Annotated in this window: 11 protein-coding genes; 2 read left to right on the top strand and 9 right to left on the bottom strand. The window is 38.7% G+C overall.

Features of this window, described 5'->3' with window-relative positions:
- Window positions 1–339 precede the first annotated feature (339 nt).
- The 3 genes from DVR12_RS21025 to DVR12_RS21010 all read right to left on the bottom strand — a co-directional run bounded on the left by DVR12_RS21025 (window position 340) and on the right by DVR12_RS21010 (window position 4,552).
- A complete protein-coding gene (locus DVR12_RS21025) occupies window positions 340–816 on the bottom strand; it encodes a hypothetical protein (protein WP_116977763.1) in 477 nt (158 codons plus the stop codon).
- Between the two features lie 111 nt (window positions 817–927).
- Window positions 928–3,552 carry a PAS domain S-box protein gene (locus DVR12_RS21020; RefSeq protein WP_116977762.1) on the bottom strand — a complete coding sequence of 875 codons (2,625 nt, stop codon included), beginning with the start codon at window positions 3,550–3,552 and terminating at the stop codon, window positions 928–930.
- A 520-nt stretch (window positions 3,553–4,072) separates the two neighbouring features.
- Window positions 4,073–4,552 carry an inorganic diphosphatase gene (locus tag DVR12_RS21010; RefSeq protein ID WP_116977760.1) on the bottom strand — a complete coding sequence of 160 codons (480 nt, stop codon included), beginning with the start codon at window positions 4,550–4,552 and terminating at the stop codon, window positions 4,073–4,075.
- A gap of 134 nt (window positions 4,553–4,686) precedes the next feature.
- Here DVR12_RS21010 and DVR12_RS21005 point away from each other — a divergent pair, with 134 nt between their 5' ends.
- Entirely contained in the window at window positions 4,687–4,905 is a 219-nt protein-coding gene (locus DVR12_RS21005; RefSeq protein ID WP_116977759.1) for a hypothetical protein, read from the top strand.
- Window position 4,906: 1 nt separating this feature from the next.
- On the opposite strand, the gene DVR12_RS21000 is transcribed toward DVR12_RS21005, so the two are convergent.
- The 3 genes from DVR12_RS21000 to DVR12_RS20990 all read right to left on the bottom strand — a co-directional run bounded on the left by DVR12_RS21000 (window position 4,907) and on the right by DVR12_RS20990 (window position 8,127).
- Window positions 4,907–6,037 (bottom strand): FG-GAP repeat domain-containing protein, encoded by a 1,131-nt coding sequence (locus DVR12_RS21000; RefSeq protein ID WP_116977758.1) that lies wholly within the window; start codon window positions 6,035–6,037, stop codon window positions 4,907–4,909.
- 304 nt (window positions 6,038–6,341) lie between these two features.
- Entirely contained in the window at window positions 6,342–7,094 is a 753-nt protein-coding gene (locus DVR12_RS20995; protein WP_116977757.1) for a LytR/AlgR family response regulator transcription factor, read from the bottom strand.
- Between the two features lie 70 nt (window positions 7,095–7,164).
- Entirely contained in the window at window positions 7,165–8,127 is a 963-nt protein-coding gene (locus DVR12_RS20990; RefSeq protein ID WP_158563326.1) for a sensor histidine kinase, read from the bottom strand.
- A gap of 252 nt (window positions 8,128–8,379) precedes the next feature.
- Here DVR12_RS20990 and DVR12_RS20985 point away from each other — a divergent pair, with 252 nt between their 5' ends.
- Window positions 8,380–8,910: an AAA family ATPase gene (locus tag DVR12_RS20985; RefSeq protein WP_199417163.1), complete on the top strand. Its 531-nt coding sequence runs from the start codon at window positions 8,380–8,382 to the stop codon at window positions 8,908–8,910.
- 119 nt (window positions 8,911–9,029) lie between these two features.
- On the opposite strand, the gene DVR12_RS20980 is transcribed toward DVR12_RS20985, so the two are convergent.
- The 3 genes from DVR12_RS20980 to DVR12_RS20970 form a co-directional block, all read right to left on the bottom strand.
- Window positions 9,030–10,037, bottom strand: coding sequence for a DUF3500 domain-containing protein (locus tag DVR12_RS20980; RefSeq protein WP_116977754.1), 1,008 nt, complete (start codon window positions 10,035–10,037; stop codon window positions 9,030–9,032).
- A gap of 170 nt (window positions 10,038–10,207) precedes the next feature.
- On the bottom strand, window positions 10,208–11,032 hold the full coding sequence (locus DVR12_RS20975) for a universal stress protein (protein WP_158563325.1): 825 nt from the start codon (window positions 11,030–11,032) through the stop codon (window positions 10,208–10,210).
- Window positions 11,032–11,487: a MarR family winged helix-turn-helix transcriptional regulator gene (locus DVR12_RS20970; protein WP_116977752.1), complete on the bottom strand. Its 456-nt coding sequence runs from the start codon at window positions 11,485–11,487 to the stop codon at window positions 11,032–11,034. Before DVR12_RS20970 ends, DVR12_RS20975 begins: the two co-directional genes overlap by 1 nt.
- Window positions 11,488–11,499: the final 12 nt, after the last annotated feature.

Below are 11,499 nucleotides of genomic sequence, written 5' to 3'. Positions count from 1 at the left end.
CTGGTAGATATATTTCATGTTAAATGTCGATCTACTAATTTCAATTCTGTAAAGGAACAATTCTACAATATAGAAACTGTAATTCGCTGAAACCCTGTAGCGGCAGGGTTTACCCCCTGCCCAGTCTACGGTAAAGGAAATTCATCAATTACTTAAAGATAATTAAACCGGGGCCTATTTCCCTTAACTTAATAGCCCACACCCTACCTACCATAAAAGAAATAAATCAAAAATCAGATATCTAAAATTCAAGAAATCTATCACCCAAATTAATAGCATCGCGCTTCATTCCTAAATTAACTGTAGGAACGAAGTCACAAAATCAAAAACTGGTCAATTTTACGAATTCACGCTAACTGGCACCTGCTCGTAAGTAGGTTCATATTTCACCAGTCTGAGTATTGGCTTGGAGGGATTAAGCACTTTAATACTAAGATCCTGCCCGAAAAGAGTTTTTAAATTAGCCTTTAGCTGCAATAAGTTACTTTGTTTAGTTAACCCTGCTGCCCAGCCTTCCTGTTTAAGTGAAATTTCACAGGATGAATGATAAGAGCCTGAATACCAAATAACTGGTACATTAGTTTTTAAAGCTGAAGGAAACGACGGTACTAAAGTAGTTTGATTGGCTTCGGCATCGAGGAAGATATAATCGGGGGTAAAAGAATCCTGATGGGTTTTCAGGTACTCGATGGCCGATTCTAAATTGTCCTGGCAAATACATGCTTTACTATTACCAAGAAGATCTAATGCCATAAAAAACTGGTTACGACGGTCGCGATCCGCGTCAATTAACAAGCAGGCTATTTTTTCATTCATTGCAGGATAGATTTGCTGGAATTTATATCGGCATATAGATGGTTTAAAAAAACCTCTACTCAAGTGTGTAAGCAATACAAAATTACATCAAGGAATTGATCCTAAAAAATATTATACAACAGGTAATATAACATGAAAACTTGCGCCTTCATTTACAATACTATTTGCATATATAACTCCTTTGTGGTTTAATACAATCTTTCTGCAAAGTGCAAGGCCTATTCCTGTTCCGTCAAATGCACTGCGATCATTTAGCCGTTGAAAGATTTGAAAGATCTTTTCTGCATACACCTGATCGAAACCAATTCCATTGTCTGTAATGGAAAGCAAATAATATTGCTGGGAAACATCGAGATCCGGGAAAAATCTAATTTCATCTAAAGTACATGGGCGACTTGTAACCTTTACTTCAGGTGTGCGGTCTGACGATTTGAATTTCAATGCATTACCAATCAGATTATGAAATAACTGGTTCATTTGCAATGGACTTACCATTAGGGTAGGTAACGGATCAATTACTACATTAATAGCATCCTGACTAATCGTTACCTCGAAGTCGGTCAGTACATTCTTCAGAATTTCATTTAAATCGGTTTCAACAAACGGATCCCGTACATGCACCAATCGGGAATAATCGAGCAACTCATTAATGAGCTGAGACATTCTCCTGGCACTCAGCATCACTTTCTCGAGATACATTTTAGAAGTATCAGAAAGCAATTCCTTATTTACATTAAACAGAATTCCGGCAAACGTCATGATCTTGCGTAAAGGTTCCTGAAGATCATGGCTGGTTACATAGGCAAATTGTTCCAGCTCCTGGTTCGATTTTTCCAGGTAGAGATTTGCTTCCACCAATTCTTTTGTACGTAGTTCCACCATTGCTTCCAGCTTAAAGGCCAGTTGCATATATTTAGCTTCACTTTCCTGCAGGGCAGTGAATAAACGTAATTGTTGAGTAATATCTCTGGCAATTTTTGAGGCCCCGATAATATTTCCTTTCATATCCTTAATTGGTGATATTGTTAAGGAAATATCCAATACTTCTCCATCCTTTCTGATCCTTTTAGTTTGAAAGTGATCAACTTTCCTTCCGGCTTTAATTTGAATGATAATCTCAATTTCTTCATCCAGTTTTTCAAATGGAATTATTCTTTTAATACTGGTTCCTATCATTTCTTCGGCGCTATACCCGAAAAGCTGCTCCGCTGCAGGGTTCCAAGTGGTGATGATGCCATTCAGATCTTTACTGACAATTGCGTCATCACTCGATTCTACGATAGCGGCTAAACGGGATTCCTGTTCTTCAATGCTTTTTTGATCGGTTATATCAACAAGCATATTTACAGCTCCATACAAATTTCCGGCAAGATCGAAAAGAGGATTAGGATATGGCTGAATAGTCCGCCGGCTGCCATCTGGTCGCTCTACTACGATTACTTCTCCTCTGACAGGTCGTTGTTCTTTTATTGCCAGTGCCATGGGGCAATCATCCAGCATTAAAGGAGTAACTCTGTCGGGCTGAAAAATTTTCCAGGAACCACACCATTTATCTACGCCAGGTTTGGGCGCTCTACCCCAAAGATCAACTGCCGCTTTATTATAGGTAAGTATTCTCCCCTCTTTATCGCAGGTATAAACTGCGGCAGGAAGGCAGTCGAGCAATTGACGATAATATAATCCTCCGTGAGCATCTTTCAACCTTTCTACAAATACCCCAACATTTGAAGCAGCATAAGCGAAGGCCTCATTGTTAGGAAAATAAGTTTGGATACTGGTATTTCTTAATTTTTCTTTAGGTAGATGATATTTCCCGAGGGGGATATAAACGCTGAATATACTTCCTTCCCCTAAACGACTATTTATCTGAATCTCCCCGTTATGTAACTGCACAATATCATTCAATCGCTGCAATCCTGTTTGCTGAATACCGGTTGCATCAAAACTTTTTCGTATAGCCGAAATCAGCTGGCCGGTCATCCCTACACCTGAATCCTGAACAGAAAAGCAGAACCTGCCATCTTCTTCAGTTAATCTTACAGCAATGGCGCCGGTCTGCGTATATTTAACTGCGTTAGTCAGTAGTGTTAGCATCATCTGCTCCCACATTTCCCGATTGATATAAACATCAGAGGAAATCTGGTTCAGATCAATAATGAGGGTAAGCCTGGCGTCTTTAATAATTTTATCGAACTGTAGCAGTACCTGCCTGGAGAAAGCGGTAATATCGGTTTTATCGAAATACAGCTCTTTCTTTTCAATAGGCGAGCCTATCGACATAATACCACATTCCTTATCAGTGCCCCCTGTTACTGCATTACCAAAAAACTGATACCCTTTGTCTTTATACCATAGTTCGAGTAATGGAGCAGTCAGGGGTTCAGACTCCAGCAATTGATTAATTCCTGGTTGTAAGTCGGGCCACTCCTCTTTCCATCCGGCAGAAACGGGCTGGCCCATAGCAAAAGGGTGTTTATCGGCCAGGAAAGGAATACACGCATCATTATAGAAAGTAATACCCTTATCGCTCCACCAGATCAGAATGGGCTGAGGAGCAGAAAGCATAATACGAATGCAGGTCTGAAGGTTAACGGGCCATTGATCGGGGCAGCCCAGATTGGTGAGGTTCCAGTTTATAGAGCGGATAATCTTTCCAGCTTCCCCGCCTCCTTGTAAAAAATTAATTACTGTTTCTGGAGATTGCCCTAAAGTACCCTGAAATGGAGCATTAATCATTGTAAAAAAATCTAGACTTTACAGCACACGGTTGATAAATCCAATCTATATGTTACTTATAATTTCCACAAACAACACAAAAAATGAGTAAAAAAATGCACAACCTGCTATTTGAATTTGTGCAATTAATTTGAATTGGTGTTATTAGGGCCATAAATAATTGCTATCAGAAATATAAACACCAGAATTATTCCATAAAATTTAGTTGATCTGATTTTTCTTCACAAAACTTATTCTTTCCATTTGTTTCCAGGTATATTTTGTAGGTTTTCCTTTTATTAATCTTTTTGCAGCTTTCTATAAGTCCGGGATAATTGAGGCAAACTTTCTGCATACTGTTCCATCCTCCGGAAACAAAACAGGTTTGTCTTTTACAAGTCATCGCTTTTTCCAGAAATAGGCTATTTCCTTTATGCCCCAGGCTGAAAGAATAAGGGGTCTGATTGACACTTCTTATCTCCCCCAACGGATAAGGATCAACGTATTAAAATACCTAACCAGCATCAGTTGGCCACTATTTTTACTTTTCAGGGAATTTGATCTGCTCATATGCAGGTGCGGCTTCCATATACCCTAATGGGATAAACTCCCGTCCTTCGGCTTCGTTGTAGGAAATAAAAAACTGCTCCAGTTCACGGATCAACTGAGATGATATTGCATCTATCCCTTTATATATTTTAGATTGAACAGGAACTGCAATATATCTGTCATTCCTGGACGTTACCCCATCTTTTTCTTTTTGCTGAGCTTTAATGGCACCTAAAAGTCGACATTTAATCATGCAGCCTGGAAAAGTTTTAAACTCAGAAATAACCATTACTTCCAAGGGATCTCCATCTTCTCCCCTGGTTCCTAAAATAAACCCGAAATCGTATGGGAATACCATCCCTGATGGTAAAGTCTTACTTAATGCAAAGAATTTTGATATTGGGTCAAAATCATATTTCTCGCTACTGCCTTTTGGCGTTTCAATGACAACGGGTAACTCTTTAATAATCATACTCCACTGTTTGATTAAACAAAAAATCCAGGACAAAGAGGACTTAAATGCGAAGAAACAAAAAAAGCTCCAACCAACCCATCAATAAATGATACAGGCATAATGATTGTGACAACTGGTTAAAAAACAGTTATATGAGCCAGTTTACAATAGATATAGATGGAAATGAAATTGAAGTACTCCAGCTAGAAACAAATACCTTTAGAGTTAGGCTACCGGAAAAGACAATTCATCTTATTAAAAAAGAAGATGATGAGGGGGCCTCTCATTGGTTTGAAGAAGGAAAAGACAATGAGACGCCCCAGTTGATTGAGATAGGAACCGCTATTGAAACCTGGCTATTATCGCATTAGCTCAACGATTTCCTTTATTATAAAAGACACATAGCCCATCCTTTCCTGCGACAATAATATCTTTTCGTCCGGAACCAGTAAGATCTGCTGTTACAAAATAAAGCCCCACTCCTTTAGTTCCATAGCTAACAATCTGTTTACTAAAACTCTCCTTATTCCATTTAAAATAATAAATACCGCATAAATCTGCTGATCCCGGATCATGGTCGTTATGTGCCCTGTATCGTTTTCCGGTGATTAGCTCCGGAGCTCCGTCATTATCGATATCCTCCCATAACATCGTATGGTATTGAGAGTTATAGGGGTCTATTGCATGTCTGATCCAACTACTGTTACCGGTTTTGTTATTTTTACGCTGTTCATACCAATCGAGCCCATAATCATGGCCCTGCCCTACAATCAGATCATTCAACCCATCATTATTAACGTCGGCCACAATAACCGGTACACTTACTGTACCCAGGTTAAAGGCTGCATGAAAGGTCCATTTCTCTTCAAATGGCTTTTTAGGAGCTTCAAACCATCCCTCCGGAACAACAATGTCCGTTCTCCCATCCCCGTTAATATCGCCAAATCCCAGGCCATGGCCGGATTTACGATCAGAAATTTTTATAGGGATAAAAGTCTGACTGGTTGAATCATGTTTATAAATAATCAGTGGATCATTTGGGGTATTGGGAATAATTTCAACAACCCCATCCCCATCCAGATCGAATGCCCTTGTTGTTTCAATATTGCCGGGGGTAGCTATTTCATGGATTTTCCATTCCTTATCACCGCCGGGATTTTCCTTCCATACTAATGTTTTGCCAAACCAGCCACCGGTAATAATATCTACTTTCCCATCATTATTTACATCAAAGGGAATAGTAGAAAAATCATCCCAATATTCGCCATACTGTTTTACCGGCCCAATATAGTGTCTGCGAAAAAAGGCAGGCCCTTCATACCAGTAGGCTCCGGAAACCAGATCTAACTTTCCATCATTATTTACATCAAAAACGGCAACAGATTCATAGCTCTCGGCAGAAATGATCTGCTTTTCAAATTTCATAACACCCTGAGTTGAATTCTGGGCATTCAAACTTATCGCACTACAAAGTGGAATAATCGGCAACAGGTACTTTTTCATACGTGACGGTTAAACGTAATAGAACAATATAAAGGTCTATATCGAAAAAACCATCCTGTAGTGTCCTGTTTTGCTTTCTATTCTAATATTTTAAACAACTCATTAGGCATAACTATAATATACACCACCCAGTGTTGACTGGTAAGGTGACCATCCTCCAATTCTTTTCAGCTGCGCAAAAGCCAGGTGCTAACACCTGGCAATAAAACAAAAAGAGGTATCATTCCCGGAAGTTCCGACAATCAGTTGTATATCATTTAGGAGGAAATGTAAAATGTCTAAAAACCTGAATGAAGTGCAGAATTTATTTACCCAACCACTTTTTAAAATCCATAGCTCTCAGCCTGCTAATGATGATATCTTCATAGGCAGGTGGATTTACCTGAAGCTTAAGTTTGCCATCAAACCAGGCAAAAACCTGATCAATAGCCCCATGGTTGATAATAAACTGACGGTTTACCCTGAAGAAGTGCTCTGGATTTAACTGAGACTCCAGTTCGTCGAGGTTGTTATCTATTGTATAATCGAGGCCAGCAAAAGTTTTAATGAAGTGTTGTCTGTCTTTGGTATAGACGAATGCTACATCAGAAGTATTTACAGAATAGAGTTTAGGGCCTGCTGTTATTAGGAATCGGGTCTTATATTCTTTCCCTCTTAAGGCTTTCATGATAGTAGACATATCGATACTGGCTCCAGACATAGCAAAGTAATGTTTGAACTTTTGGATGGCAGTTGCAAGCTCAGCTTTTTTTAGCGGCTTCAGGAGATAGTCGATACTATTATATTTAAACGCTTTAATTGCATATTCATCGAAAGCCGTAGTGAAGATAATATGGGAGTTTACAGTAACCTCCTCGAAGATATCGAAGCTTTTACCATCCCCTAATTCTATATCCAGGAAAATAACATCCGGAAATGGATTATCACGCAAATAGGCTACAGATTTTTCTACGGTATCCAATACCGCAAGTACATTGATGTTATCATCTTCTTTTGATAACATTTTAACCAGGCGATCTGCGGCTAGCGATTCATCTTCAATAATTAGCGCATTCATGTTAGCATTAAGTTAGCTGAACTCTTGGGGTTCATTAGTAACGAAGGTATAAAATGTTTTAATTCCCTGTCTATTCCACTATATTTTCGTATTTATTAATATGAATTAAAGGAATTACTACCTTAAAAAGCCCATCTTCCTCCCTGATCATCAATCGATTTTCATGATTTATTAATTGATATCTGGATAAAAGATTTTGTAACCCGGTTTTGTCTGAAGGTTCCGGATTTTGTTTCCTTTGCAGCGTATTTTCGATATGCAGGTTATCTTCAATATCTGTATAAATATTAATAGTCAATGGTTTATCTTTTGAGACAATATTGTGTTTAACTGCATTTTCGATTAAAATTTGCAAGACAAAGGGAGGCAATAAATATTCTTCCTTACTTTCCGACACAGCAATATTTACTCTCAGAGAATCTTCAAACCGGGTTCGAAGCATTAACAGGTAAGACTCCAGGAAGATCCTTTCTTCTTTGAAAGTAGTAAGCTCTTTCCGGTTTTTCTTTAACAGATAACGGTATACCGCCGCCATTTCTTCTACAAATTCTTCTGCTTTCTCCGGATTGGTGCTAATAAGCGAGCTTAAAGTATTCAGACTATTAAATAAAAAATGTGGTTTGATCTGGTCTTTCAGGAATTTATATTGACTATCTAAATTACTCTTCTTTAGTCGTTCAGATTCGATGAACAGATTTTTCCATTGAGAAATATAGTATAGTCCTTCGTATAGACCTACTACCAGTAAAGAGCATAAAATTGTGATCCCGTCTACAAAGAAATAATCCTCCCATTTAACTTTATAATAGAACTCAATTGCAATTGCAAAAAAGTGATTCAATCCGGCTATTACAAACATTAGGGGAAGACCATACAACAACATAAGAGGTAATCTCCTGGTCATATTACGGTTTCCGGGATAATATCTGCGAATAGAAAACACCAATAATCGTGCGCCCTCGCTGCAGGTAAGGGAATGAAAGAAGGAAACAGCAAGGCAATGAAAGGCTGATGTCCAATCATGTACTAACATTGCGTAAAAGAAAGTAAACTGAAAAAAGAATAGAAACAGTGGGGCAATCACCCTTATCTTATTTTCATACATATTTGTTTGGTTGGGGATAATACTAAGGTACTCTGATTTTGGTATACTTTCGTTACTCTTCAGTGCATAATTATTACACTTTAGTAAAAGTCAGCATCATTTGAATCATTTTTCTTAAATTTACACCACTTTCTCTAGGTTATTTTCCAAACGACTTATTATATTAAAATGATCACACAGGTGAAACAGCATTGTTATGTAATAACAGGAGGTCCTGGTATGGGTAAAACCAGTTTAATAAATTCCCTAAATCAGATGGGATATAAGACCATACAGGAAAGTGGCAGAAATATTATTCAGCAACAACTTGCCAGCAATGGGAATGCTTTGCCATGGGAAAACCAACATGCTTTTGCCATGAAAATGTGGGAGGCAGATTTTGAAGCCTATACAACATCTGACACGGCCGTTCCTACATTTTTTGACAGAGGATTTCCCGACGTCATTGGCTACCTGCGTCTTTGTGCCTTACCGGTTTCTGATTTAATGCTGCAAACTGCAATGGATAACCGGTACAATCAGCATGTTTTCATTACTCCGCCATGGAAGGCAATCTATCACCAGGATGACGAACGTAAACAGTCATTTGCAGAAGCTGAAGATACCTATATTCAGATGAAACAGCTCTATACGCAGTTAGGCTATCGGGTGATTGAGCTTCCGTTAGTTCCTATAGCCGAACGTATTGAATTTATATTATCGAATCTTTAATGCGCGAATCGACTCGCATTTAATACCATTGTTATACTCTAGTATTTTGCTTTGTCCTGATACTACCGTAGTACCTTGATAATACCGAAATTCAATGCACACTTGATATTATTTAATTTTTAGTGCGCAGCTCTGTAATGTTCGAGTAATTCATCACCTCCAAAATCGCGTTTTAAATCTCTGATTACTGTATGTACGTGATTCGCGTTATTCTGGGTATTATCATATTCGATTATTAAGGTAGGGCCTTGAATTCTGTAGTAGTATGGCTTTCCCGGAGTATGACCAGTATCTCCGGCCCAGGCAAAGTATAAATTCTCCATTCCGGCTTCTTCAATTTCCTTAAGCATACTATTAGCAAACAATTTCGTATATCTGTTCACGTACAAACTGATTAAGCTATACAGCTGAGCCTGGGCAGCTTTGCTCAGTTCATTATATCTTATTCCCATTGGCTGAATTAGCTGAACTTTCCGGGAAGCACCGGTAATGATTTCGGCAGGAGCAGCAGTATTTACCAGGGCTTTCTGCAATTCATCGGCATTAAGCGCTTCAAGTAATGCAAATCCCTGGGCAGTTTCAGCTTTCAGCACCTCCTTCCCTTTTTGAGGGCCAGACTGCACAACAGCCGGGTTGGCACCCAAGAAACTGGGAGTTCCTGCAACCAGTTTATTGTTTTCAGAAGAAAAATTGAAAGCAACATGGTGACCTTCAAATCTCCATCCCCAGACCTTCCCTTTTTCAGGAGTTCCAAAAATGGTGATAAAATATTTACCCGGATCACGGTAATGATCGTCTGCCTTTCGGTTTTCCAATTCTTTCAGCACGTTATCGAGCTGCATAATATCCTGTACCCTGTTTACTGTATTATTGCTCAGCGCGGTAGAGAGCAGCACAATCAACTTCTCTCTTTGCTCCTTACTTAATTCATTGACAGAAATACCTTTTCTGTTATCGAGTGGCACATAAGCAAAACGCTCTCTTTCTGCCGTATCGAAAGGGTAAATGGCTTTTTCCTGCTGAGCTTTAGAAAGCAGCTTAATAAATTGATTGGCCTTATTAGCCATATCCTGGGCAGCTCCCTGCAATGTGATGAGCAGGCATGCCGAAAGTAACAAGAAACGCATGGTAGGACGTGGAATTTGAAGTAAGATATAATTTTTAAATCATAGATGCAATGGGGGAATATAAACAAATGCATTAATTCATGACTACTATAAAACGAAAAGGATGAATCAAAAGCACTCTGATAGAAACTAGAATACTTTTGATTCATCCTTCACGGATTTGGCATTAATTACTTTAGAATAAGCACTGGTACCTGAGCTGCCCTGGTAATTGCTTCTGAGATACTTTTATGGGTTAGAGCATATAAGAAGCTATGCTTACCTGGTAATGCCACCACCAGTTGAACATCATTGCTTTTTGTATAGTCCGTAACACTTTCAATAATATCGTTTCCTTTGCTGTAATGAATTTCATGGCGGAAAGCCGATAAATATTCATGAATTGCAGCAGTGGTTTGTTCATCTGGTGTTTGCTGATTTGAATCAGTACTTACATTCAGCGCGAGTAATTGTGCTTTAGGCCAGTTGGGAGAGATGGCAACTTTCTGCAATTTTCCCAATACCTGTAAAGCTTTAAAATCGAAAGGCACCAATGCTTTCTTTACAGGTTGAAAAGAATAGCCTGCCGGAACTACCAATACACGAATCGGGCTTGTTTTAGCGATGCTGATAAGATTTCTTGCAATAAGTCCATCCGTATTATTACTGCCCAGAACAATCATGGATGGTGAGGCTGTATGAATGATCTCATTAATAGCCCTTAGAATCGGATCTTCACTAATGGCAATAGTTACCTGAACCTGGTTATGTTCGGCAACAATTTCTTCAGCCAGTTCCTGCAGTCTGGCTTTTGCAGCTTCACGGTTATTGTTTACAGAAGCTTCATCTACTGGTGCGTATTCCGCAGAGATTACAATATCGCTGAATACATTTTCATAAAAAGTCTTCAACAGTATGATTCTTTCATAATCATATTGTTTACTCCAGGCGGTGGTAAAGCGTACCGTTTCGTCGGATGCTGCAGTCAGATCCACAGGTACTAGCAACGTTTTCATCATTGTTTCCTAAGATTTTCGTTCATTTTCTGTATCTGAGCCAGTGCAATCTGCAAATTCGTCTGTTCTAATCCTGTTGTTGCTTTTTCATACATTTCACTAATCCAGGGGCTTAGTTCTTTCTCCAGCATTTTACCTTTTTCTGTCAGATAGATTAGTTTACTTCTTCTATCGTTTTGATCTTCTATTCGTTCTACCATTCCTCGTTTTTCGAGGTTATCGATCAGGTAAGTCATGCTCGACTTATCCTTTACAATAACATCTGCTATTTCCTGTTGATTTACTCCATCTTTTCTAAAGAGAAACCCTAATATTTCAAGTAATTCAAATGTAATATCAACGCCATGTTCCCTGATTTTCACCTGTAGGTTTTGACGCATATAGGTGCGCATCTCACTAATAGCTCTACCAAATTCACGCGCCAGGTCTACAATATTTTGTTGAGTATTTATCATACTAACAAATAT

Source organism: Chitinophaga silvatica, from assembly GCF_003419895.1.
GTDB classification, from domain to species: Bacteria; Bacteroidota; Bacteroidia; order Chitinophagales; family Chitinophagaceae; genus Chitinophaga; species Chitinophaga silvatica.
This window is presented reverse-complemented; position numbering and strand designations above follow the sequence as displayed.

Excerpts from the sequence above, each read along its gene's own strand:
- DVR12_RS21020 (WP_116977762.1), bottom strand. The coding sequence starts at position 3,552 with ATGATTAATGCTCCATTTCAGGGTACTTTAGGGCAATCTCCAGAAACA.
- DVR12_RS21000 (WP_116977758.1), bottom strand. The coding sequence starts at position 6,037 with ATGAAAAAGTACCTGTTGCCGATTATTCCACTTTGTAGTGCGATAAGT.
- DVR12_RS21010 (WP_116977760.1), bottom strand. The coding sequence starts at position 4,552 with ATGATTATTAAAGAGTTACCCGTTGTCATTGAAACGCCAAAAGGCAGT.
- DVR12_RS20980 (WP_116977754.1), bottom strand. The coding sequence starts at position 10,037 with ATGCGTTTCTTGTTACTTTCGGCATGCCTGCTCATCACATTGCAGGGA.
- DVR12_RS20995 (WP_116977757.1), bottom strand. The coding sequence starts at position 7,094 with ATGAATGCGCTAATTATTGAAGATGAATCGCTAGCCGCAGATCGCCTG.
- DVR12_RS20975 (WP_158563325.1), bottom strand. The coding sequence starts at position 11,032 with ATGAAAACGTTGCTAGTACCTGTGGATCTGACTGCAGCATCCGACGAA.
- DVR12_RS21005 (WP_116977759.1), top strand. The coding sequence starts at position 4,687 with ATGAGCCAGTTTACAATAGATATAGATGGAAATGAAATTGAAGTACTC.
- DVR12_RS20990 (WP_158563326.1), bottom strand. The coding sequence starts at position 8,127 with ATGTTAGTACATGATTGGACATCAGCCTTTCATTGCCTTGCTGTTTCC.
- DVR12_RS20970 (WP_116977752.1), bottom strand. The coding sequence starts at position 11,487 with ATGATAAATACTCAACAAAATATTGTAGACCTGGCGCGTGAATTTGGT.
- DVR12_RS21025 (WP_116977763.1), bottom strand. The coding sequence starts at position 816 with ATGAATGAAAAAATAGCCTGCTTGTTAATTGACGCGGATCGCGACCGT.